This window comes from Vitreoscilla filiformis (genome assembly GCF_002222655.1).
GTDB classification, from domain to species: domain Bacteria; phylum Pseudomonadota; class Gammaproteobacteria; order Burkholderiales; family Burkholderiaceae_C; genus Ideonella; species Ideonella filiformis.
Genome location: NZ_CP022423.1, coordinates 2,689,942 through 2,713,719, shown reverse-complemented (window position 1 = coordinate 2,713,719; position 23,778 = coordinate 2,689,942). Strand labels below are relative to the sequence as shown.

At 62.5% G+C, this 23,778-nt stretch carries 17 protein-coding genes and 2 tRNA genes; 10 read left to right on the top strand and 9 right to left on the bottom strand.

Translation table 11 applies throughout. The features are described 5' to 3' along the window. Window positions 1-3: 3 nt before the first annotated feature. Window positions 4-1,524 (bottom strand): ATP-binding protein, encoded by a 1,521-nt coding sequence (locus VITFI_RS12765; RefSeq protein WP_198301469.1) that lies wholly within the window; start codon window positions 1,522-1,524, stop codon window positions 4-6. Then, a complete protein-coding gene (locus VITFI_RS12760; protein WP_157725679.1) occupies window positions 1,521-3,566 on the bottom strand; it encodes a sigma-70 family RNA polymerase sigma factor in 2,046 nt (681 codons plus the stop codon). The genes VITFI_RS12765 and VITFI_RS12760 overlap by 4 nt, the downstream gene beginning before the upstream one ends. Window positions 3,567-3,755: 189 nt before the next feature. Here VITFI_RS12760 and VITFI_RS12755 point away from each other — a divergent pair, with 189 nt between their 5' ends. Next, entirely contained in the window at window positions 3,756-5,084 is a 1,329-nt protein-coding gene (locus tag VITFI_RS12755; RefSeq protein ID WP_089417284.1) for a mechanosensitive ion channel family protein, read from the top strand. Between the two features lie 12 nt (window positions 5,085-5,096). Here the strand turns inward: VITFI_RS12755 and VITFI_RS12750 are convergent, their stop codons facing one another. Further along, window positions 5,097-6,629 (bottom strand): fumarate hydratase, encoded by a 1,533-nt coding sequence (locus tag VITFI_RS12750; RefSeq protein ID WP_089417283.1) that lies wholly within the window; start codon window positions 6,627-6,629, stop codon window positions 5,097-5,099. A gap of 137 nt (window positions 6,630-6,766) precedes the next feature. Next, entirely contained in the window at window positions 6,767-7,378 is a 612-nt protein-coding gene (locus tag VITFI_RS12745; protein WP_089417282.1) for a TIGR00645 family protein, read from the bottom strand. A gap of 175 nt (window positions 7,379-7,553) precedes the next feature. On the opposite strand from VITFI_RS12745, the gene acs reads away from it, so the two are divergent. Then, on the top strand, window positions 7,554-9,521 hold the full coding sequence (gene acs, locus VITFI_RS12740) for an acetate--CoA ligase (RefSeq protein ID WP_089417281.1): 1,968 nt from the start codon (window positions 7,554-7,556) through the stop codon (window positions 9,519-9,521). A gap of 95 nt (window positions 9,522-9,616) precedes the next feature. Here acs and VITFI_RS12735 read toward each other — a convergent pair whose 3' ends face one another. Beyond that, on the bottom strand, window positions 9,617-9,916 hold the full coding sequence (locus VITFI_RS12735) for a c-type cytochrome (protein ID WP_089417280.1): 300 nt from the start codon (window positions 9,914-9,916) through the stop codon (window positions 9,617-9,619). A gap of 144 nt (window positions 9,917-10,060) precedes the next feature. Between VITFI_RS12735 and VITFI_RS12730 the strand changes: the two genes are divergently transcribed. Further along, window positions 10,061-10,348 carry a TIGR04438 family Trp-rich protein gene (locus tag VITFI_RS12730; protein WP_157725678.1) on the top strand — a complete coding sequence of 96 codons (288 nt, stop codon included), beginning with the start codon at window positions 10,061-10,063 and terminating at the stop codon, window positions 10,346-10,348. 3 nt (window positions 10,349-10,351) lie between these two features. On the opposite strand, the gene ilvD is transcribed toward VITFI_RS12730, so the two are convergent. Continuing rightward, the gene (gene ilvD / locus VITFI_RS12725; protein WP_089417278.1) at window positions 10,352-12,211 is read right to left on the bottom strand and encodes a dihydroxy-acid dehydratase; all 1,860 of its coding nucleotides are present in this window, start codon (window positions 12,209-12,211) and stop codon (window positions 10,352-10,354) included. Between the two features lie 88 nt (window positions 12,212-12,299). Between ilvD and lgt the strand changes: the two genes are divergently transcribed. From lgt to VITFI_RS12705, 4 genes are all read left to right on the top strand, one after another. Further along, window positions 12,300-13,121 (top strand): prolipoprotein diacylglyceryl transferase, encoded by an 822-nt coding sequence (lgt, locus tag VITFI_RS12720; RefSeq protein WP_089418144.1) that lies wholly within the window; start codon window positions 12,300-12,302, stop codon window positions 13,119-13,121. Beyond that, window positions 13,118-13,852 (top strand): DNA polymerase III subunit epsilon, encoded by a 735-nt coding sequence (gene dnaQ, locus VITFI_RS12715; RefSeq protein ID WP_089417277.1) that lies wholly within the window; start codon window positions 13,118-13,120, stop codon window positions 13,850-13,852. Before lgt ends, dnaQ begins: the two co-directional genes overlap by 4 nt. Before the next feature lie 29 nt (window positions 13,853-13,881). Then, window positions 13,882-13,956, top strand: a tRNA-Val gene (locus tag VITFI_RS12710). A 32-nt stretch (window positions 13,957-13,988) separates the two neighbouring features. Beyond that, window positions 13,989-14,063 (top strand) — tRNA-Val (locus tag VITFI_RS12705). Window positions 14,064-14,155: 92 nt separating this feature from the next. Here the strand turns inward: VITFI_RS12705 and VITFI_RS12700 are convergent. After that, a complete protein-coding gene (locus VITFI_RS12700) occupies window positions 14,156-14,635 on the bottom strand; it encodes an Lrp/AsnC ligand binding domain-containing protein (protein WP_089418143.1) in 480 nt (159 codons plus the stop codon). 104 nt (window positions 14,636-14,739) lie between these two features. Between VITFI_RS12700 and VITFI_RS12695 the strand changes: the two genes are divergently transcribed. The 3 genes from VITFI_RS12695 to VITFI_RS12685 all read left to right on the top strand — a co-directional run bounded on the left by VITFI_RS12695 (window position 14,740) and on the right by VITFI_RS12685 (window position 21,363). Continuing rightward, window positions 14,740-17,823 carry an L-glutamate gamma-semialdehyde dehydrogenase gene (locus VITFI_RS12695; RefSeq protein WP_089417276.1) on the top strand — a complete coding sequence of 1,028 codons (3,084 nt, stop codon included), beginning with the start codon at window positions 14,740-14,742 and terminating at the stop codon, window positions 17,821-17,823. A gap of 33 nt (window positions 17,824-17,856) precedes the next feature. Next, window positions 17,857-20,487 (top strand): alanine--tRNA ligase, encoded by a 2,631-nt coding sequence (alaS, locus tag VITFI_RS12690; RefSeq protein ID WP_089417275.1) that lies wholly within the window; start codon window positions 17,857-17,859, stop codon window positions 20,485-20,487. A 273-nt stretch (window positions 20,488-20,760) separates the two neighbouring features. Continuing rightward, a complete protein-coding gene (locus tag VITFI_RS12685; RefSeq protein ID WP_157725677.1) occupies window positions 20,761-21,363 on the top strand; it encodes a choice-of-anchor E domain-containing protein in 603 nt (200 codons plus the stop codon). A gap of 79 nt (window positions 21,364-21,442) precedes the next feature. Here the strand turns inward: VITFI_RS12685 and VITFI_RS12680 are convergent, their stop codons facing one another. Both VITFI_RS12680 and VITFI_RS12675 read right to left on the bottom strand, forming a co-directional pair. After that, window positions 21,443-22,957, bottom strand: a complete 1,515-nt coding sequence (locus tag VITFI_RS12680; RefSeq protein WP_089417273.1) for a bifunctional serine/threonine-protein kinase/universal stress protein — start codon at window positions 22,955-22,957, stop codon at window positions 21,443-21,445. Beyond that, a complete protein-coding gene (locus VITFI_RS12675) occupies window positions 22,947-23,690 on the bottom strand; it encodes a metallophosphoesterase family protein (protein ID WP_089417272.1) in 744 nt (247 codons plus the stop codon). Before VITFI_RS12675 ends, VITFI_RS12680 begins: the two co-directional genes overlap by 11 nt. Window positions 23,691-23,778: the final 88 nt, after the last annotated feature.

Below are 23,778 nucleotides of genomic sequence, written 5' to 3'. Positions count from 1 at the left end.
TCGTCACTCACCTGTCCGCTCCCCTGGGTTGTCCGGCAGCCGGTTGATCAGCTCCGGGAAATTGCTGAAGGGCTCCATCTGTCGCAGGCGCTGCCTGGCCAGCTCCGGGGCGATCTGCTTGCGCAGCACCATGCCCCGGTAGATGCCGGTCATGAGTGCCAGCACTTCCTCGTCAGGTGTTTCCGCGAAGCCATTGCGCGGGGTTTCCTTCGATTCGGCGGTGTCCAGCCAGATGCGCTGGACGGGAATGCTCTCCTCCAACACACGCAGCATCGCTAGGATGTCCCCTTTGAGCCCGCCTGCGCGCTCCAGTACCTGTTCGACAACTGGGTGGCTTGTGTCCACGCGATAGCGCACGCCACTACGCAGCGGCTCAGTGCGCCAGGCCTGCTGGACTTCGACAGACCCGGTGCGGGATGAGGGAGCCCCTCGGTGTGCGAATACGCGTCGGGCGCGCTGGCGGGTGTCCTCGGCCAGATGCATCAGGTGGAGCCGCAGGTTGGCTGGTGGTCGAGCCGTCGACTTGCGGATGTCGATCTTCCATTCCGCGTCGCTGTCATTGGTGATGTCGATGCGGATGCGGGCCAGGCGGTGGGATTCCTCCCGCGCCCATGCTCGACCCCGCCCCAGTCCCAACCAACCACCAGCTAGTAGCAATCGCTGGTTGCGGTAGACATAGAACCCCTGCTGTGATGTCCAGCCCTCAGGGCCGCCGCCCTGCTCGTATTCGTCCCTTTCTAGCCTGTCGCGATGAGGCAGGACATGGCACTGCACTCTGACTGCTCCGGTGGGCGGAGGCAGTCGGCTTTCAGGTGATGACCAAGTGGCTGGATGCTCGCTCAGGAATGGATCCCAGGCCTGGATGGGCCGGCCATTGATGCGCAGCCTCAATCGGGGATCGGGTTCCTCGATGAAACGGTGGAAGACCATGGCCAGGTGCTGCTCCACTTGGTCGATCAGGTCAAGAAAGTCTTGTTCGCGGACGCCAGGCGTGACGATGCGATCCAGTCGCTCCCACAGCACCCGCGTGCCTTGCCGGAGTTGATCCAGTGGAGCCATGCGCGCATCGGAGCCAGGATGGGTCCCTTCATAGAGATGCCAGCCGTCATCGGTGGCTTGTGCCAGCTTGTCCAGATCCCAGCGCAGACAGGATGTGCCACTTCCACTTCGTCTGGAGGCTACTGACAGGCGACGGGCCTGCGAGAAGGAGGCCGTCTTCAGACCCAGGCCAAAGCGGCCAAGGTCTGAAGCGCTTCTGGTTTCCAGCGGGCTGCGTCCGCCCATGCGCATGGCGTTGAGCAACGTACCGCGAACCATGCCGCAGCCGTCGTCCGTGATGGCGATCCATGAGTCTTCACCCTGCCAGTTGAACTCGACATCCACGCAGCCGGCACCCGCAGCGATGCTGTTGTCGATGATGTCCGCCAAGGCGGTGGCAGTGGTGTATCCGAGGCCGCGAAGAGCTTCGATCATCGCGCCTGCCCTGGGTGGCAAAGGAATTCCCCTGCTGTTTCCGGTTTTCATTCCATGAACTCCTCAGTCACGAGAGCAGCCAAGGATTCCGGCATATCCGTGTGCGGCGCGGGTCCCTTTTCTGCCTTTCTCCGTACCGGGGCCTCTGCTGAAAACATCTTGGCCGCGATTTTGCTGATGTGCCGGAGAGCCTTGGCTTCAATTTGTCGGATGCGCTCTCTTGTGACGTTCAGCGCCTGCCCGATCTCTTCCAACGTGTACTCCCGATCCAGTCCGATTCCGAACCGCATTCGGATGATGTTGGCAGCTTTAGTGGGCTTGAGGCGACCGAGCAGTGCTCCAATGCTCCTGCCCAGTATTTCCCGTGCCATGACGGTTTCCGGGGCATATGCATCACCCTCAGAAAAGACGTCTTGCGGGCTCAGCGTGTCGAGATCACGTTCCTCGATCTGAACGCGATTCCAGACGCGGAGAGTCGATCGCACTTCATCAGGAGTCCAGTCCAGTTCAGTTGCCAGCGTTGCAACATCAGCGGTTAGATTAGTTTGATGTTCCTGATTGTGCAGCGCCCTTTCCAGATGCCAAAGGCGGTTGTGCATATGCACGGGAACGCGAATAACCCGACAAGTGTCGGCAAAACTTCGACCGATGGCTTGGCGGATCCACCAGCAGGCGTAAGTCGAGAATTTGAAGCCGAGTTCCGGGTCATACTTGTCTACGGCCTTGATCAGGCCGATGTTTCCCTCTTGAATCAGGTCGGATAACGGAATATTGCCAAAGCGGTATTTGTTGGCGAATTGGAGAACCAGCCGGAGATTCTTGGTGATGAGAATTTCTCGTGCCTTTGAAGCCGTCCGCAGGTGCTGTTCCAGTGGCGTGCGCAGTGCATCAGGCAAGCCGGTTTTTAACAGTGACCCCAGCAGACGCGTGGCTTGGGGCAGGGTCAGATGAGGGGCAGTCGCTTGTGTCTCGAGGGGGCAAAACTCATCTTCGTCGCCAGATGGCAAGTCGCTGGCCAGTTCAGGGTCTGGTGAGGTGTCAGTCGGCAGATCGTCGCTCCGGTCGTCTCTGTCGATGCACAGCTCTTGTGCTTCCTTGGCGAGAAGAAGCTGGCCGTTGGGGTGTCCTTGCATCAGAAGGAAAACGTGCTCCAGCGAAGTTCTGAGAGTCCGCCCGTGCTGGATTTCCTCTTCGTGACTCAGCAGCTTGTCATCCAGAGCCAGTTGATAGAGACGATCAGGATCCCAGCTGCTCCAGCCCATGTCGAGAATCAGAGCTTCGACATCCGAACACTCAGGGAGTTCATACAGGGGGGGCCAAGCTGTATCCTCTGCAAGCTGCTGCGGTAGCTCCGGTTCTGGTGCATCGTTATCAAGCAGCACACCTAGATCAGTAAGGCTCTGGCAAAAGGTAGATTCAAGTGCGCGGATCTCTAGTGTGGTCAACTGCTCTTTGATCCAAGTGGGAGATACTTGTCCGGCCTTTAAGGAGGTCGTGAAAAGTGCCCGGATGATCTGGGCTGCACGGTTGTCCGCCAGATCGTCGAGGCTGGCGATTTTGCGGATCTCTGGCAGCGTGATGCCTTCCGCTGACCACACCTCCCAGTCATCTTGGGCGCCGTGTGTGGTAATCCTGCGCTGAGCTTCTTCTGCTCGCTGAGTGCAGCTAGCATCATGTTCGGGGAGTGGTGTCGAGACCTCCGGTTGCCATGCTGCCGCGTCCGGGGTCGTCAGCTCAAAATCCCAGCCTGTCAGATCAACGCTGACCTCTGACGGTGAAAATGGATCGTCTGGCACGGGAGCAGACGCAGAGGGGGACAAGGCATCTGCCAAGACGAGAAAGCCCGCAGCTCTAGCGATCTCGGCGGCTGTATGGTGCCGATCATCGATAGCAGAAGGATCAGCGCCATTGGCGATTAGTAGTTCAGCACACGCAACACTTCCCCATCTGGCTGCTAGCATCAGCGGTGTGTTGCCGTTGCTGTCCCTGCTGTTTAGAAAATTGCCTTTTTCTAGGCAAGCCAGTAGAGCTTCTGCGGATCCGGAACGGATAGCAAGCCGTAGCAGGGGAGGGATAGTGTTTTTTGCTTTCAAGATCCGCGTGGGTGGGTGGGAGTCGTGCGCCCGCGTCTTCCCTAACTCTTCCGGCTGTGTCGAAAATGGTCGGTGTGACAAACTCCGAGGAGCTGTCGCAGACAGTTTATCGGGGTTTTAACCCCTGAATGCAGGGGCCGTGTCCAGCATCGGATGCGGCCCCCGTGTGCTTTGGGGACAATCTCCGCCATGACAGACACTTCTTCCTTGACCATTCAACTGACATTGGCTCAGTTTCTCGCCGCGCTGACCCACCCGCTGGCCTGGGCCGAATTGAGCGCCGTGGCGGTGAGTGTGTTGCTGGCGTGGTTCGTGGTGCGCGTGTTGCGTGGGCCCAAAGCGCCGGAGGGTTCGATTTGGTTTGGCCGTCGCATCATCGACGGCGTGCTGTTCCCGACCCTGCTGCTGGCCCTGACCTACGCGGCCCGTGCGCTGCTGGTGACGCTGGGCATGCCGGTGACGCTGTTCAAAATCGCTTTGCCGATGATGGTGTCCTTCGCCGTCATCCGTCTGTCGGTGCAGGTGTTGAGCGTGGCGTTTCCGCGTTCGAGTTTGGTGAGGCTGGCCGAGCGCACCATTTCGTGGATGGCTTGGGCGGCGGTGGTGGCGTGGATCACGGGGGTACTGCCCCAGGTGCTCGATGAGTTGGATGACATCCACTGGAAACTCGGCGCTTCCAAAGTGACGCTGCGCAACCTGCTGGAAGGTGCGCTGTCGGCCGGTTTTGTGCTGGTGATCACGCTGTGGATTTCCGCCGCCATCGAGGCCCGTTTGCTCAAAGGGGCCGAAGGCGGGCAGTTGTCCTTGCGCAAGGTGGCGGCCAATGTGGTGCGGGCGCTGCTGACGTTCGTCGGCTTGCTCATGGCCCTGTCCGCTGTGGGGCTGGATTTGACGGCGTTTTCCGTGCTCGGCGGGGCGGTGGGCGTGGGCGTGGGTTTCGGTTTGCAGAAGCTGGCGGCCAACTACGTGTCGGGTTTTGTGATTCTGGCCGAGCGCAGCCTGCGCATCGGGGACATCGTCAAAGTCGATCAGTTCGAGGGCCGCATCACCGACATCACCACGCGCTACACCGTGCTGCGCGCACCCAATGGCCGCGAAGCCATCGTGCCCAACGAAACCCTTATCACCAGCACGGTGGAGAACCTTTCGCTGGCCGATCGCAACATTTTGCTCACCAGCCCCGTGAGCGTGGCCTATGGCACCGATGTGCCGACGTTGATTCCGCACATCGTAGAGGCCATGCGCCAAGTGCCTCGGGTTTTGAGCGAACCGCCGCCGCAGGTTCTGCTGAGCAACTTCGGTGCCGATGGGCTGGATTTGACCCTGTGCTTCTGGATCGCCGATCCAGAAAACGGCCAAGGCAACGTGCGCTCAGCCGTCAATTTATCGGTGCTGGCGCTGTTCAACGAGCGGGGGGTGGACATTCCGTATCCGCAGCGTGTGGTGCGGGTGGCGCCGCCGCCTCCGGTGGTGGAGACAGCGGCAGCGGGGCTGCTGGTGCAGCCGCCGCGTGCGTGAAGGGTCAGAGGGTCAGGCCACGGTCACGGGGATTTTGCCGATCTTGGCCTGCCAAGTCTTGGGGCCTTCGATGTGGGCGCTGGTGCCGCCAGCGTCCACGGCCACGGTCACGGGCATGTCCACCACGTCAAACTCGTAGATGGCTTCCATGCCCAGGTCGGCAAAGCCCACCACCTTGGCGTCCTTGATCGCCTTCGAGACAAGGTAGGCACTGCCACCCACAGCCATCAGGTAAGCGGACTTGTTGTCCTTGATGGCCTCAATGGCGACGGGGCCGCGCTCAGCCTTGCCCACCATGGCAATGAGGCCGGTCTTCTCCAGCATCATGCGGGTGAACTTGTCCATCCGGGTGGCGGTGGTCGGGCCAGCCGGGCCCACCACTTCGTCACGCACCGGATCGACCGGGCCGACGTAGTAAATGATGCGGTTGGTGAAGTCCACCGGCAGCTCTTCGCCCTTGGCCAGCATGTCTTGGATGCGCTTGTGTGCAGCGTCGCGGCCCGTCAGCATCTTGCCGTTCAGCAGCAGCACTTGGCCGGGCGTCCACGAGGCCACTTCTTCCTTGGTCAGCGTGTTCAGGTTGACGCGGGTGGCCACGTTGGTGTCGGCCTTCCAGGTCACATCGGGCCAATCTTCCAGCTTGGGCGGTTCCAAGTTGGCCGGGCCAGAACCGTCCAGGTGGAAGTGAACGTGACGGGTGGCCGCACAGTTCGGGATCATGGCCACGGGCAGCGAAGCGGCGTGGGTTGGGTAGTCCATGATCTTCACGTCCAGCACGGTGGTCAGGCCACCCAAGCCTTGCGCGCCGATGCCCAGGGCGTTCACCTTCTCCATCAGCTCCAGACGCAGCGATTCCACACGCGTCAGCTCGGCGCCGCTGGCGGCTTTGGCCTTGAGTTCATGAATGTCCACCGGGGCCATCAGCGATTCTTTGGCCAGCAGCATTGCCTTTTCCGGCGTACCACCGATGCCGATGCCCAAAATGCCGGGCGGGCACCAGCCCGCACCCATCGTCGGCACGGTCTTCAGCACCCAATCCACGATCGAATCGGACGGATTCAGCGCATAGAACTTCGACTTGTTTTCCGAGCCACCGCCCTTGGCAGCGCAGATCACTTCCAGGTGATCGCCCGGCACGATCTCGTAGTGGATCACCGCCGGGGTGTTGTCCTTCGAGTTCTTGCGGGCGCCCGCCGGGTCGAGCAGCACGGAGGCGCGCAGCTTGTTGTCCGGGTGGTTGTAAGCGCGACGCACGCCCTCGTTCACCATGTCCTCGACGGACATCTCGGCGTCCCAGCGCAGGTTCTGGCCCACCTTCAGGAACACCACGGCGATGCCCGTGTCCTGACAGATCGGGCGGCGGCCTTCGGCACACATGCGCGAGTTGGTGAGAATTTGAGCGATGGCGTCCTTGGCGGCCGGGGATTCTTCGCGCTCATAGGCTTCGCCCAGGGCCTTGATGTAGTCCAGCGGGTGATAGCAACTGATGTACTGGAAAGCGTCGGCAATGCTCTGGATGAAATCGTCCTGGCGGATGGTGGTCATGGCGGGGATCTCGGTTGGATTGCGCGGTTGCGCTCAATGGCGCGCGCCGGTCTGTCTCGCGCGCAACCCGCAAGTGTGACAGCTCGGGCTTGCGCCGGGCTGGCGCAAGCCTTTTCGGAGGGAGCTTGGGGCAGGTCTCAGTGCTTGTCGCCGTGGGCTTGGGGCGGATGCAAAAGGCGATCCGCCGCCGCGATGGCCAGCGCCGACGCCAAGAACGCCAAGTGGATGCAGGTTTGCCACAGCAGCGTTTTTTCGCTGTAGTTGTCAGCGTTGATGAAGGTCTTGAGCAGGTGAATCGAGCTGATACCGATGATGGCCGTGCCCAGCTTGACCTTCAGCACCGAAGCATTCACATGGCTGAGCCATTCCGGTTGATCCGGGTGGCCATCCAAGTTGAGGCGCGAAACGAAGGTTTCATACCCGCCCACGATCACCATGATCAGCAGGTTGGAGATCATCACCACATCGATCAGCCCCAACACCACCAGCATGATGATGGTTTCGTTCAGAGCGGTGGGCGGCGCATCCTTTTGAACGTAGCCGATGCTCTTGACCAGAATTTCCAACGCGTGCTGATTGCCAAACGCTGCCTCGATCAGGTGTACCAGTTCGACCCAGAAGTGGAACACATACACCGCTTGGGCCAGTATCAACCCCAGGTAGAGCGGCAGTTGCAGCCATCGACTGGCGAAGATCAAGTTGGGCAAAGGGCGCAACTTGGCGTCAGTTGGATCAGGAATCTGTTGCATAAGCCACACGAAGAAGGGGAAATCGAGCAGACATTCTAGGGCTGGCATGTGACATGCTGACTTCTACGGAGGCCGGGCCGAGAGTAAGGCCATCGTCAGACGCTCGGCCCACAGTTGCCCCCCGTTGCACACCCTGTGCACGACCGGATTGCACCGAGCATCAGGAGACATCTCGATGAGTGAAGAACTGAAGATTTACAACCCCGATCCCGCATTTGTGGCCCAAGCCAACGTGTCTGGCATGGCGGCCTATGAAGCTCTGTGCAAGGAAGCCGAAGAGGACTACGAAGGCTACTGGGGCCGCCTGGCCAAGGAACTGATTTCCTGGCAAACCCCGTTCACTCAAGTGCTGGACGAGTCGGAAGCCCCGTTCTTCAAGTGGTTCGCAGACGGCAAGCTCAATGCTTCCTACAACTGCTTGGATCGCAACGTCGAGCGCGGCTTGGGTGACAAGACCGCCATCATCTTCGAAGCCGACGGCGGCGAAGTCACCAAGGTGACCTACAGCGAATTGCTGGCCAAAACCTGCCAGATCGCCAATGGCCTGAAGTCCATTGGTGTGAAGAAGGGTGACCGCGTGGTGATCTACATCGCCATGTCGGTGGACGGCGTGGCCGCCATGCAAGCTTGCGCCCGCATCGGTGCGACGCACTCGGTGGTGTTCGGTGGCTTCTCGGCCCAATCGCTGCGCGATCGCATCAATGACACCGGCGCTGTGGCGGTGATCACGGCGGATTGCCAAGTGCGCGGTGGCAAGAAGCTGCCCCTGAAGGGCATCGTGGACGAAGCGCTGGCCCTGGGTGGCTGCGAGTCGGTGCAAAAAGTGCTGGTGGTCAACCGCGCCAATGCCGCCGTGACCATGCAAGAAGGCCGTGACGTCTGGATGGCCGACGTGGCCGACAGCCAGCCCACCACGTGCGAACCGGAATGGGTCGAAGCTGAACACCCGCTGTTCCTGCTGTACACCTCGGGTTCCACTGGCAAGCCCAAGGGCGTGCAGCACAGCACCGGCGGCTACCTGCTGCACGCAGCGCTGACCACCAAGTGGACCTTCGACCTGAAGGACAACGACGTCTTCTGGTGTACCGCCGACATCGGTTGGGTGACGGGCCACAGCTACATCACCTACGGCCCGCTGGCCCTGGGTGGCACCGAGATCGTGTTCGAAGGCGTGCCGACCTACCCGGACGCTGGCCGCTTCTGGAAGATGATCCAAGATCACAAGGTGTCGGTTTTCTACACCGCACCGACCGCCATCCGTTCGCTGATCAAGGCCGCAGAAGCCAACGATGCCGTGCATCCGAAGAGCTACGACCTGAGCAGCCTGCGCATCCTCGGTTCGGTGGGTGAGCCGATCAACCCGGCGGCTTGGGAGTGGTACCACCAGCACGTCGGTGGCGGTCGCTGCCCGATCGTGGACACCTTCTGGCAAACCGAAACCGGTGGTCACATGATCACCCCGCTGCCGGGCGTCACCCCGCTGGTTCCGGGCTCCTGCACCCTGCCGTTCCCGGGCATCCAGTTCGCCGTGGTGGACGAAGTCGGCAACGACATGCCTTGGGGCAAGGGCGGCATCCTGGTGTGCAAGAAGCCTTGGCCGTCGATGATCCGCACCATCTGGGGTGACCCGGAGCGTTTCAAGAAGTCCTACTACCCGGAAGACTTCAAGGGCAAGTACTACCTGGCTGGCGATGGTGCCATCCGCGACGAGAAGACCGGTTACTTCACCATCACCGGTCGCATTGACGACGTGCTGAACGTCTCGGGCCACCGCATGGGCACGATGGAAATCGAATCCGCCCTGGTGAGCTGCACCGAGCTGGTGGCTGAGGCTGCCGTGGTCGGTCGCCCGGATGACACCACCGGTGAAGCCGTGGTGGCCTTCGTGGTGCTGAAGCGCCCCCGCCCGACGGGTGACGAGGCCAAGGCCATCGCCAAGCTGCTGCGTGACCACGTGGGCAAGGAGATCGGCCCGATCGCCAAGCCCAAGGACATCCGCTTCGGCGACAACCTGCCCAAGACCCGTTCCGGCAAGATCATGCGCCGCCTGCTGCGCTCGATCGCCAAGGGCGAGGCCATCACCCAAGACACCTCGACGCTGGAAAACCCGGCGATCCTGGATCAGTTGGCCGAAAACCTCTGATGTGTCTGAAGCCAGCCGGGGTTGACCTTGGCTGGCCGTGAGGCCCTGACAAAAAAGCCCCGCAGTTGCGGGGCTTTTTCATGGGACGGAGAAACTCACTTCACCGTCAGAACCCAGGTGGTCAGGGCCTTGGCTTCCGCGTCCGTCACGGCGTTCGCGGGCATCGGCACCGTGCCCCAAACGCCAGAGCCTCCCTTTTGAATTTTGGTGGCCAGGGCAGCCACGGCGTCCTTTTGGCCTTTGTACTTGGCCGCGACGTCTTTGTAGGCGGGGCCGACAATCTTGGTGGCTTCAGCGTGGCAGGCCAAGCAGTTTTTCTGTTGAGCCAACTCTTTGCTGGCCAGCGCCGGGGAAGCAGCAGTGACGGCCAAAACGACAGCGAGCAGAGTCTTCATGGGATCCTTCATGTGGTGAGGGGGTCAGAGGGCGGGACAAAAGAGAGCTACAGTGCCTCCACAACGCAGTCTAGCGATTGGCGTTGACGGATGACTTGCGCAATCTCACCTTGTGCCTCATCCTCACTCGAAAGGGAAAAACGGATGTTGTTCGTACTGATTGGTGTAGGGCTTTTGATTGCCCACTTTGCGGGTTGGGGGCCGATGGCCACCTGGAATTGGGACTGGGACGGCGATGCGTGGAAATTTGCCACCCCGTTCGTGCTGGCGCTGCTGTGGTGGAAAGGCTTGGACGTTTCTGGCGTGTCCGGGCGTCGAGCCACGGCCAAAGAACAAGCCCGCCTGGCCGAACGTCAGCGCGAGCGCGTCCAGAACTTGGGGCGCTCGGCGGGCGGCGGTGAGAACCGTCGGCCACCGGGCGGCTCCCGCTGAACCTCAGTCGTCCAACTGAGACAGATCGCGCACGGCGCCCTTGTCCGCGCTGGTCGCCAGCTTGGCGTAGGCCTTCAAGGCGGCGGACACCTTGCGCGGGCGCGGCAGCGCCGGCTTCCAGCCCTTGGCGTCTTGCTCGGCGCGGCGCACGGCCAGTTCTTCATCGCTCACCAGCACGTTGATGCTGCGGTTGGGGATGTCGATGCGGATGCGGTCGCCGTTCTTCACCAAGCCGATGGTGCCGCCCGCAGCGGCTTCCGGCGAGCAGTGGCCGATTGACAGGCCCGACGTGCCGCCCGAGAAGCGCCCATCCGTCAACAGTGCGCAGGCTTTGCCCAAGCCCTTGGACTTGATGTAGCTGGTCGGGTAGAGCATTTCTTGCATACCGGGGCCGCCCTTGGGGCCTTCGTAGCGCACGATCACCACATCGCCGGCCTTGACCTTGTCGGCCAGGATGTCGGCCACGGCTTCGTCTTGCGATTCGGTGACGTAGGCCGGGCCTTCAAACACCAGCAGGCTGTCATCGACGCCAGCGGTCTTCACCACACAGCCGTCCAGAGCGATGTTGCCGCGCAGCACGGCCAAGCCACCCTCTTGCGAGAAAGCGTGTTCGCCCGAGCGGATGCAGCCTTCGGCACGATCCAGATCCAGGCTGGGCCAGCGGGTGTTTTGGCTGAAGGCCACTTGCGTCGGGATGCCAGCGGGGCCAGCCTTGTAGAAGGTGTGGACGGCTTCGTCCTGGGTGCGGGTGATGTCCCACTGCGCCAGGGCTTCGCCCAGGGTTGGGGTGTGGACGGTGGGCACGTCGGTGTGCAGCTTGCCGGCGCGCTCCAGCTCACCCAGGATGGCGTAGATGCCACCGGCACGGTGGACATCTTCGATGTGGTACTTGTTGGTGTTCGGCGCCACCTTGCACAGCTGCGGCACGACACGTGAGAGGCGGTCGATGTCGGCCATCGTGAAGTCAATCTCAGCTTCTTGGGCGATGGCCAGCAGGTGCAGGATGGTGTTGGTCGAACCGCCCATGGCGATGTCCAGCGTGATGGCGTTTTCAAACGCCTTGAAACCCACGGCGCGTGGCAGCACGCTTTCATCGCCGCCTTCGTAGTAGCGCTGGCACAGTTCCACGGCCAGGCGGCCCGCACGCAGGAACAGTTGTTCGCGGTCGGCGTGTGTGGCCACCACGGTGCCGTTGCCGGGCAGGCTCAGGCCCAGCGCCTCGGTCAGGCAGTTCATGGAGTTGGCGGTGAACATGCCCGAGCAGGAGCCGCAGGTCGGGCAAGCGGAGCGTTCCACTTCAGCGACATCGGCATCCGAGACCTTCGAGTCAGCGGCCATCACCATGGCGTCGATCAGGTCGAGTTTCTTGATCTGCACGGTTTGCGTGCCCGGCACGGCCAGCTTGACCTTACCGGCCTCCATCGGGCCACCGCTCACAAACACCACGGGGATGTTCAGGCGCATCGCGGCCATCAACATGCCTGGGGTGATCTTGTCGCAGTTGGAGATGCACACCAGCGCGTCGGCGCAGTGGGCGTTGACCATGTACTCGACCGAGTCGGCAATGATGTCGCGGCTGGGCAGCGAGTACAGCATGCCGTCGTGGCCCATGGCGATGCCGTCGTCCACGGCGATGGTGTTGAATTCCTTGGCCACGCCGCCGGCGGCTTCGATTTCACGCGCCACCAGTTGCCCCAAATCCTTCAGATGCACGTGGCCGGGCACGAACTGGGTGAAGCTGTTGGCAATGGCGATGATGGGCTTGTCAAAGTCGCCATCCTTCATGCCGGTGGCGCGCCACAGCGAGCGCGCACCAGCCATGTTGCGGCCAGCGGTGGAAGTCTTGGAGCGGTAGGCGGGCATCGGTGGAGCCTTTCTGGGGGCTGCGTTGGAACATCGAAGGGCGTGATTCTCGCCGAGCTTGTTCACATGCGGCGCTTATGATCTGGCCATGCTGACCCATCCACAGTTCGATCCCATCGCCCTGGACTTGACGTCTTTGGGCCTGCCCATTCAGGTGCATTGGTACGGCCTGACCTACTTGGTGGCCTTTTTGCTGTTTCTCTGGCTGGCCTCGCGGCGCGTGGCCAAGCCCTGGTTTGCCGAACAAGGCTGGAGCCGCCGGGATGTGGAGGACATCCTGTTTTACGGTGTGCTCGGGGTGATCATCGGTGGCCGTTTGGGCTACGTGCTGTTCTACAAACCGGCCTACTACATGGCACATCCTCTGGAGGTGTTTTATGTGTGGCGCGGCGGGATGGCGTTTCACGGCGGCTTGCTTGGGGTGGTGGTGGCGTTGTGGATATACGCCCGTTTGCATGAGCGCCCCTATCTCCAACTGATGGATTTGATTGCGCCGTGTGTGCCCACGGGTTTGGCCAGCGGGCGCATCGGTAACTTCATCAACGGAGAGTTGTGGGGTCGGGTGGCCGATCCGACGCTGCCCTGGGCGATGGTGTTCCCGCAGGCACAAGACGGATTGGCACGTCACCCGTCGCAGCTCTACCAGTTTTTGCTGGAGGGCTTGCTGCTGTTCGGCTTGATGTGGTGGGGCGTTGGAGCCAAGCGGCGACCCTGGGGACAGGTGTCGGCGGCCTTCCTGATGGGTTATGGCAGTTTGCGTTTTGTGGCCGAGTATTTCCGTGAGCCAGACAGTTTTCTGGGGCTGCTGTCCCTGGGCATGAGCATGGGCCAATGGCTGTGCCTGCCGATGATTTTGCTGGGTTGGGTTCTTTGGATTTGGGCCGCTCGTCCCAAGGGGCATGTGGGATGAGGCAGATTTTTCTGGACACGGAAACCACGGGCCTGTCTCCTGATGCTGGGGATCGGGTGGTCGAGCTGGCGTGTGTGGAGATGGATGGCCGGCGGTTGACGGGGCAACATCGGCACTACTACCTCAACCCGGAGCGTAAAAACGGCGAAGAGGCGGTGCGCATCCACGGCCTGACCGATGCGTTTCTGGCCGATAAACCCAAGTTTGCGGAGGTTGCCGATGATTTTCTGGCGTTCGTTGCGGGCGCTGAGCTGATCATCCACAACGCGGCGTTCGACATGGGCTTTTTGAACGCCGAGCTCAAACGCCTTGGGCGCCCGCCGTTGAGCCAAACCGTGGCGGCGGTGACCGACAGCCTGCAAATGGCACGGGAAACCTACCCCGGCAAGGCCAACTCGTTGGATGCCCTGTGCCGGCGCTTGGAGGTGGACAACTCCAGCCGCACCTTCCACGGCGCTTTGCTGGACTGCGAGTTGCTCGCCGAGGTGTACATCCGCATGACACGCGGCCAGCACTCGCTGGTCATCGACGAGGCGCAAGCGGATGCCTCAACCGTCCAAAAGACCGTGCAGACGCTGGATGCGCTGGATTTGCGCAGTGTGGTGTTGCCGGTGATCGAACCCGATCCCATCGAGGCCCAGGCCCACGAGATGGCGCTGAAAGAACTTGACAAATCCAGTGGGGGACTTGCGCTGTGGAGAAATCTTTCCCATAATCGCAGTCTTTCCTGATTGCTGCTGATTTTTCAGCGCAGCAAGCAGGGCGGTTAGCTCAGCGGTAGAGCACTGCCTTCACACGGCAGGGGTCGCAGGTTCGAACCCTGCACCGCCCACCAGGTTCCCGGCCAACCCGGCATCGCAAGATTCCGGGCAGTTAGCTCAGCGGTAGAGCACTGCCTTCACACGGCAGGGGTCGCAGGTTCGAACCCTGCACTGCCCACCAAATCAGCCCCAAGTTGCAAAACTTGGGGCTTTTTTCGTTTAGGACGTTGAACGTGTAACGGGTGTTCAGCCTCCCGATTGGTGTGGGTGCGCTCAAAAACTCAGCGCGCAGGTGTTTTTCACTTCTTCCATCACCGCATAGGTGCGCGTTTCCCGCACACCGGGCAGTGACCAGATGACGTTGCCAATGAAGGTGCGATACGCCGCCATGTCCGCCACCCGGGTTTTGAGCAGGTAATCGAAACCCCCGGCCACCAAGTGGCACTCCAAAATTTCCGGGCGAACCTGCACGGCGGCACGGAAGTTGTCCATCACGTCTTGCACGGTGCGGTCTAGCAGCACCTCGACGAACACCAGCAGCCCCGCCCCCAACTTCGCCGGGTTGAGCCGCGCTTCGTAGCCCAGGATGTAACCCTCACGCGTGAGGCGCTTGACGCGCTCCAGCACCGCCGTGGGCGACAAATGCACCTCCTCGGCCAACTTCAGATTGCTGATGCGCCCATCGTTTTGCAGCACACGCAGGATGCGCAGGTCGATCTTGTCCAGATCGCGGCTGTCGATTGTGTCGTTCATCGTTTTCATGGTTGTAAAAATCCGGCAACTCTTTCAAAACTACGAATTTATCTCTATCAGATCATCTTTAAGCTGACGATTGTTCCAGCCAAGGAGATTTGCCCATGAGCTTCGTCACATTTGCCCCCACGCAAGCTGCGCGCCAGCGTTTGCCGTTTCCCTATCAAGCGGAGTCGGCGCCGCTGACGCAGGCGCTCGGGCGCTTGGAGGGCTTGACGTGGGCCAGCGTGGTGGCGCGGGCCACACCGTGGGTGGAGCAGGTGCGCGTCCACCCGGCGCCGTTCTGGGCCATGGAAAGTCTGCTCAAGGAATACCCGATTTCCAGCGCCGAAGGCTTGGCCCTGATGCGCCTGGCCGAAGCCCTGCTGCGCGTGCCGGACGCCGAAACCGCCATCGCTCTCACCGCCGACCAGCTCGGCCACGCCCAGTTCTCCGGCGAAGGCGAACACGCGATGCTGGCCAAGCTGTCCTCCCAAGCCATCGCCCTGGCCAAACACTGGCTGCCGGCCAGCGAGGGCGACGGCGCCCCCGCCGCCAAACCCGGCCTGTTGCAACGCCTGGGCGCCCGCACCGTTGTGGCGGCGACGGTGCGCGCCATCCAGTTGCTGGGGCGCCAGTTCGTGCTCGGGCGCAACATCGATGAAGCCATGGGCGAGGCGGACAGCCAACGCCGCCACCAGCCGCGCCTGCGCTTCTCCTACGACATGCTGGGCGAAGGCGCCCGCACCCAAGCCGATGCACGCCGCTATCACGCGGCTTATGTGCAGGCCATCGAAGCCCTGGCCCGCCGCGCCGCGCAACAGCCAGATGCTGGCCCGCCCGATCAGGATGGCATTTCCATCAAGCTGTCGGCGCTGCATGCGCGCTACGAATGGGCGCAGCGTGAGCGCGTGTTGGGGGAACTCGTGCCCGAGGTGATGCGCCTCATCGATCTGGCCGCCGCCGCCGACATCAATCTCACCATCGACGCGGAAGAAGTGGATCGGCTCGAACTGTCACTGGACGTGTTCGAGGCGCTGGCCGAGTGGGTGGCACAGCGGCATCCGCGCTGGCGCGGTTTCGGGCTGGCAGTGCAGGCCTATCAAACCCGGGCGCTGGCGGTGGTGGAAGAAGTGGCGCGCATCGCCCGCGCACGCGGCTTGCGTTTCATGGTGCGCTTGGTCAAAGGCGCGTACTGGGATGGTGAGATCAAACGCGCCCAAGAGCTGGGTTTGGCGCATTACCCGGTGTTCACCCGCAAGGCCCACACGGATGCGAATTACCTCGCCTGTGCCTCGGCGCTGCTGGCGGCGCGGGAGGTGATTTATCCACAATTCGCCACCCACAACGCTGGCACCATCGCGGCGGTGGCGCAACTGGCTGAATTGGCCGGCGCCCGCCCGGGCCTCGATTACGAAATGCAGCGCCTGCACGGCATGGGTGAAGGGGTGTACCGCGAAGTGCTGGGCGCCACCGGCGCCACGGTGCCGACCTGCCGCGTTTACGCCCCCGTGGGAGAGCACCGGGATTTGCTCGCCTACCTCGTGCGCCGGTTGTTGGAGAACGGCGCCAATTCTTCCTTCGTGCATCAGTTGGCCGACCCGCAGGTGGACGCCGGCGAGCTGCTGGCCTCACCGCTGCGGGCTGCCCGCGAGGCGCTGAAAACCGGCGTCGAAGGGCTGCCGCTGCCGCCGCAGTTGTTTGGCCCGGCCCGCGCCAACGCGGCGGGGTGGGATGTCACCTGCCCGGCGCATTGGGCGACCTTGCACACCGCGCTGGCCAGCACGCAAGTGGAGCGCATCCCCGAAAGCGCCCCCGCCAGCGTGGCGGACACGATGACGCGCCTGGCCCACGGTTTTGAAAGCTGGGAAGCGTACCCGCTGGCCGAACGCGCTGCCGTGCTGCGCCGCGCTGCGGCGGCGCTGGAAGCGCGGTTGCCTGAGTTTTGCGGCCTGTTGGTGAAAGAAGCCCACAAAACCCTGGGCGATGCCGTGGCCGAAGTGCGCGAAGCCATCGACTTCTGCCGCTACTACGCCCAGCAAGCTGAGGAGCGTTTGGGCGAACAGCTCTTGCCCGGCCCAACGGGCGAGCGCAACACCTTGCGTTGCACTGGGCGCGGGGTGTTCGTCTGCATCAGCCCGTGGAATTTCCCGTTGGCGATTTTTGCCGGCCAGGTCGTGGCCGCGTTGGTGACGGGCAACAGCGTGGCCGCCAAACCCGCCGAGCAAACGCCGGCGGTGGCGGCACGCTTCGTTGCCGTGTTGCACGAAGCGGGCGTGCCCGCCGATGCCTTGGCGCTGCTGCACGGCCCCGGTGACACCGTCGGCGCTGCCCTGGTGGCGGACGAACGCACCGCCGGCGTGTGTTTCACCGGCTCAACCCAAGTCGCCAAACTCATTCAGCGGGCGCTGGCAGCGAAGGACGGCCCCATCGTGCCGCTGATCGCCGAAACCGGGGGGCTGAACGCCATGTTGGTGGACTCCACCGCCCTGCCCGAACAGGTGGTCGATGCCGTGGTGCAAAGCGCTTTTCGTTCAGCCGGGCAACGGTGTTCGGCGCTGCGTTTGCTGTGTGTCCACGAAGCCATCGCCGACGGGGTGTTGACCATGTTGGCCGGCGCCACCGCCGAGCTGCGCCTGGGCGACCCTGCGCGCCTGGACACCGATGTCGGCCCGCTGATCGATGGTGAGGCGCACGCGCATCTGCGGCAACAGGTGGCGCGTTTGGAGGGTGAAGCGCGGCTCATCGCTCGCTCACCGATGCCAACGCTCGCGCAGGCGGTGCCGAATCTGCTGGCGCCGGTGGCGTTTGAGCTGGCGCGCATCGCCGATGTGCGCCAGGAGTTGTTCGGGCCGGTGCTGCACGTTGTGCGCTGGGGGCCGGGGCAAACCGCCAGCGGCGCCACCGACGCGGCGGCGGTGGTGCGCCAAATCAACGCCCTGGGTTACGGCCTGACGTTGGGCGTGCAAACGCGCATCGATGGCCGGGCGCAGCAGCTCGCGCACGCGGCGCGGGTGGGCAATGTGTACGTGAACCGGAACATGATCGGCGCGGTGGTCGGGGTGCAGCCGTTTGGGGGCGAGGGGCTGTCCGGCACCGGGCCGAAGGCGGGTGGGCCGCACTATCTTTACCGTTTCTGCGCCGAGCAAACGGTCACGGTGAACACGGCGGCGGCGGGTGGCAATGTCGCTTTGCTGGCGGGATCGTAAAATTCGCGGTTTTGTTCGCTTCGAAAGCCCCGGATGAAAGCCTCCGAGATTCGCAACACCTTCCTGAAGTTCTTCGAGTCCAAGGGCCACCAGATCGTGGCCTCCAGCCCGGTGGTGCCGGGTGATGACCCGACGCTGTTGTTCACCAACGCTGGCATGAACCAGTTCAAGGACGTGTTCCTGGGCTTTGACAAGCGCCCCTACACCCGCGCCACCACGGCGCAAAAGTGCATCCGCGCCGGTGGCAAGCACAACGACTTGGACAACGTCGGCTACACCGCACGCCACCACACCTTCTTCGAAATGCTGGGCAACTTCAGCTTCGGGGACTATTTCAAGCACGATGCCATCAGCTACGCCTGGGAGCTGCTGACGGGGCATTTCAAGCTGCCGGCGGACAAGCTTTGGGTCACCGTCTATTCGGAAGACGATGAGGCTTACGACATCTGGAACAAGGTGGTGGGCGTGCCCGCCGAGCGGATCATCCGCATCGGTGACAACAAGGGTGGCCGCTACATGTCCGACAACTTCTGGATGATGGGCGACACCGGCCCCTGCGGCCCCTGCACCGAAATTTTCTACGACCACGGCGAAGGCATCCCCGGCGGCCCCCCGGGCAGCCCGGATGAAGATGGCGACCGCTACATCGAAATCTGGAACAACGTCTTCATGCAGTTCAACCGCACAGAAGACGGCGTGATGCACAAGCTGCCCAAGCCTTCGGTGGACACCGGCATGGGCTTGGAGCGCATCGCCGCTGTGCTGCAACACGTTCATTCCAATTACGAGATCGACACCTTCGTCGGCCTGATCGGTGCGTCCAAAGCCGCCGTCGAAGCCGCAGGTGGTGCCGATGTAGACGCCGATTCCCCCAGCCTGAAGGTGATTGCGGATCACATCCGCGCTTGCTCCTTCACCATCGTCGATGGTGTGATTCCGGGCAACGAAGGCCGGGGCTACGTGCTGCGCCGCATCGCCCGCCGCGCCATCCGCCACGGCTACAAGCTGGGCGCCCGCAAGCCGTTCTTCCACGCCATCGTCGCCGAGCTGGTGACGCAAATGGGCGAGGCTTACCCCGAACTGCGCGCCGCCCAAGCCCGTGTGACCGAAGTGCTGAAGGCCGAGGAAGAGCGGTTCTTCCAGACCATCGAGCGCGGCATGGAAATTCTGGAAGGCGCGCTGTCTTCCGGCACCAAGCAAATCGACGGCGAAACCGCCTTCAAGTTGCACGACACCTACGGCTTCCCGGTGGACTTGACCGCCGATGTCTGCCGCGAGCGCGGCGTGACGGTGGACAGCGCCGGTTTCGAAGCTGCCATGAACCGCCAGCGCGAACAAGCCCGCGCCGCCGGCAAGTTCAAGATGGCCGCTGGTTTGGAATACAGCGGCGTGGCCACCGCCTTCCACGGCTACGAGCATCTGACCTGCGACACCTCCACCGTGGTGGCGGTGTACGTGGACGGCACACAAGTTGAAGCCGCCAACGCCGGCGACGATGCCGTGATCGTGCTGGATCACACCCCCTTCTACGCCGAAAGCGGCGGCCAAGTGGGCGACGCCGGCGAGCTGCGCAACCCCACCTCCCGCGTGCTGGTGGAAGACACGATGAAGATTCAGGCCGACGTGTTCGGCCACCACGGGCGCATCGTCGAAGGCAGCGTGAAGGTGGGCGACGTGTTCGCCGCTCGTGTGAACGCCGAGCGCCGCGCCAAGATCGTGCGCAACCACAGTGCCACCCACTTGATGCACAAAGCGCTGCGCGAAGTGCTGGGCGCGCATGTCCAACAAAAGGGCTCGCTGGTCACGCCCGAGCGCACCCGTTTCGACTTTGCCCACGGCGCTCCGGTGACGGATGCGCAAATCCGCAAGGTAGAAGCCCTCGTTAACGCCGAAATCCTGGCCAACGCTGGTGCCGTGGCGCAGGTGATGGCGCTCGACGACGCGCAAAAGTCCGGCGCCATGATGCTGTTTGGCGAGAAGTACGGCGAAACCGTGCGCGTGCAAACCATCGGCAGCTCGAAGGAACTGTGCGGCGGCACGCACGTCAAGGCCACGGGGGACATTGGCCTGTTCAAGATCGTGGCTGAAAGCGGCGTGGCTGCGGGCATCCGCCGCGTCGAGGCTGTCACGGGCGACAACGCCTTGGCCTACCTGCAAGGGCTCGAAACCACCGTCACCCATGTGGCCGGCACCCTGAAGGCTGCACCGAGCGAGCTGGAAACCCGCGTCAGCGCCGTGCTCGAACAAGTGCGCGCATTGGAAAAGGAAGTCGCGGCCCTGAAGGGCAAGCTGGCTTCGGCCCAAGGCGACGAGCTGCTGAGCCAGGCTGTGGACGTGAATGGCGTCAAAGTGCTGGCCGCCAAGCTCGAAGGTGCCGACGCCAAGACCCTGCGCGAAACGATGGACAAGCTCAAGGACAAGCTGAAAACCGCCGTCATCGTGCTGGCCGCTGTGGACGGTGCCAAGGTTCAACTGGCTGCGGGTGTCACGGCTGACACCACTGCCAAGGTCAAGGCCGGTGAGCTGGTGAACTTCGTCGCCCAACAAGTGGGTGGCAAGGGCGGTGGCAAGCCGGACATGGCCATGGCCGGTGGCACCAACGCGGCGGCGGTGCCGACGGCATTGGGCTCGGTGTTGGCGTGGGTGGGAGATCGGTTGTCCTGAGATGCCCCGAAAACGTTCCCGAACCACCACACTTTAGGGGTTCAATCGTGGCAAGATTGTGCAACCACAACGCGCTTGCCACATAATCGAACCGTGGTGACATAGTAGAGTCGCTAGGCAGGCAGTACAGCCGGCAGCTTTGGAGCAGTGCTACCCCTGGTGCTCCAGACTATGTTGGGTTTTAAAGGGTAGGAGAAAGCAATGAAGACGACTTTCGCAAAGACTCTGGTTGCTGCTGCTGCATTGGCTGCTACCTCTGCATATGCAGGCACGGTGACATACACCGATTCCGGCGCAACGCAAGTGCCGAACTGGACGGATAACCTCCTGGTTTCGCAGTTCGACAGCTCTCTCGGCACGCTGGACAGCGTCACCATCACGTTCTCGGGTTACAACACCGGTACGCTGTCGGTTGAAAACCTGTCGGCGGGCGGTGGTTTGATGGAGCTTGCGGGTTCCGCGACCTTCAGCCTGTCCAGCTCGGTGTGGAATTTCACGGGCAGTGCCGTGGCATCGCACTCCTTCAACGCTGGCGCGTTTGATGGTCGCTACGACTACGCTGGTACTTCCGGTGCCTCGTTCACGAACGCCACCGGTTCCTATGCGAACAGCATCACCCTGACGTCGCCCGCCGACCTGTCGGCCTTCATCGGCTCTGGTGATGTGTCGTTTGCCGTCGTGACCACGGGTGGTTCGTCGTACAGTGGCACGGGTGCCGCTGTGGTCGAATTCCATCAAGTGGCTGGCGCCAACGTGTCGATTCAGTACAACTACAGCCAGACCAGCGTGTCTTCGGTGCCGGAACCTGAGTCGTACGCCCTGCTGCTGGCCGGCTTGGCTGCCATCGGTGTGGTCAAGCGCCGCCGTCGCGATTGATTCGCGCTGACTCGGCTTGAGTTTCGAAGCCCCGCCTCGGCGGGGCTTTTTCATGTCTCACGCACAGAGAGACGAACGGTCAGCCTGGCTCTGTACCCGCAGATTCACTGGCACGCACCACTGTCACGGTGCAATCTGATTCCGCAACAACTTGGGATGACACGCTGCCCAAGTACCGGCGCAGCGCCGAGTTACCGCGTGCGCCCATGACCAAATGATCCACATGGGTGCGTCGGGCAAATTCCACCAATGCGGCGGCAGGATCAGGGGCTTCCAAGACGTGGAATGTCAGGCGGCCATCATCCAGGCTCAGTGCTTTGCTGATCGGTCGAGCCCAGTGTTTGAGCAGCACCAGCTGCTTCACATGAACGCTTTGCCCAGACTTGTCGACCAGCTCATCCATGCCGATGCGTGCGGTGCGCATCACACTGACGCACGCCAGGCGGGCACCCGGCTCGGTGAGCACCAAGCGGCGCACAGTTTCACGCAACTGGTTGAGCAGCCGCTCCGAAGCGCCTTCAACATCCACCGCTGCCATGATGATCGGGCTTTTGTGAACCAGCTCGGCTGTGCTCACTCCCGGTCGTGCATCGGGCTCCGACCCCAATGCAAAAAACCAGCGCTTGGTGCGAGACAGCAAACTGCTGCGGGCCATGCGTTCAGCGCGACGCGTTAGTGCCACTTGATCCGGGTTGCGCAAATCAAACACCAATTGCGCGGCACTTTGATAGCGTTGCTCGGCTTTGACTTCCAAACACTTGAGGATGATTTCCTGCAACCAGGGTGGGCAATCCGCACGAATGGCACGCGGCGGCACCGGATCAAGGTAGAGCCGTTTGCGCAAGCCATGCACCGAGCTGGGAGCGCCGAAGGGCCGCTCGCCGGTGGTCAGGTGGTAGAGCATCACGCCCAAGGCGAACAAATCGCTGCGCGGATCGTTGCGCACAAACTGCACTTGTTCGGGGGACATGTAAGGTCCCGTGCCCATGGGCAGGGTGAACTCCTCGTCCAGCAAGTCGGGCAGGTGGTCGTGGCGCGATAGACCGTAGTCCACCAACACCGCCGTACCATCGGCACGGAACAGGATGTTGCTGGGTTTGATGTCCAGATGCACCACGTGCTGGCGGTGCAAGTCGTTCAGGGCTGTGGCCACCCGAGCACCAATCGACACCACCTCATCGACGGGGAGAGGCACATCGTCCAGCCGGGGCCGGAGTGTGGCGCCGGGGATGTGCTCCATGACGATGTAGGGCTGGCGGGTGAAATCCCCTTTGGCCACGTAGCGTGGCACATGCGGCCCCGACAGCATCGGCATGATCATGCGTTCGACTTCGAAGCCGACGATGGTGGCCGGATCCTCCCCGCCTTTGATGCGAGGCACTTTCATGATCAGTGGCATGGCGTCAGGCCGTGCCACGGCTTGCCCTTGCACATCGACCCGCACCACGCGCCACAGGCTGGCCATGCCGCCCTGATGCAGACGCTCCTCCAAGCGAAATTGGTCGATCACCTCGCCAACTTCCAGTTGGCGCACACCGGCTGCACTGTCGGCGAACCGGGATGATCCACTGTCGAAGGTTCCGCTACTGTCCATGCGCCAGCCGATCCGCCAAGCGGGCCGGCAAACCGGCGGAGCGAATTTTGGCGGCTGCCAATTCGTGGTCGTAAGGGACTCGGTGGAAGGTCAGCGCCTGTTCAAGTAAATCGAACATGGCGTAACACGCAGCGGGGTTGCCGTCGCGCGGTTGGCCAGCCGAACCAGGCACCACCAACCACTGGCGATGCGGCGGGATGGGTATGGCCACACCCGGCGTCGGCACGAAATCGCCCGCTTTGCCCGTGCCCGAAAGGTGGAACAGTTTGGGCTCGTGCATGTGGCCGCAAAAGGTGTAATGGCATGTGGTGGCGTGCAAGCTGCGCACCGCCTCAATGCGGCCCTGGATGTACTCCCACTCCGCCGGGGCAAAAGCATTGGCATGCACGAACAACATGGTGTTTTCGGTGCGTGACAACGGCAAGTGGGTGAGAAAGTCCAACTGCTCGGCGGACAGTTGCGCCCGTGTCCACTCCAGCGCCTGGCGTGCTTCGGGGCGCATGCCAGGGGAGGGGGCTTGAGCAACGCCGGCGTCGTGGTTGCCACCGACCGCAATGGCACCATCGGCCACGTAGCTGCGGACGGTGTCAATCACCCAACCGGGGTCGGCGCCGTAGCCGACGTAATCGCCCAAAAAAGCGTAACGTTGGGCGCCATGGTTTTGAGCATGGTCAAGAACCGCCTGCACGGCCTCGCGGTTGGCGTGCAAGTCGGTGATCAGCGCGAGTTTCATAGGTCTGGTTGTCTCCTGCCGACCAAGGATGCGGCGCCGGACTGACAGCACGCTGTCCAGCCCAGCAACGCTGGGTTGCCCCCCCCCA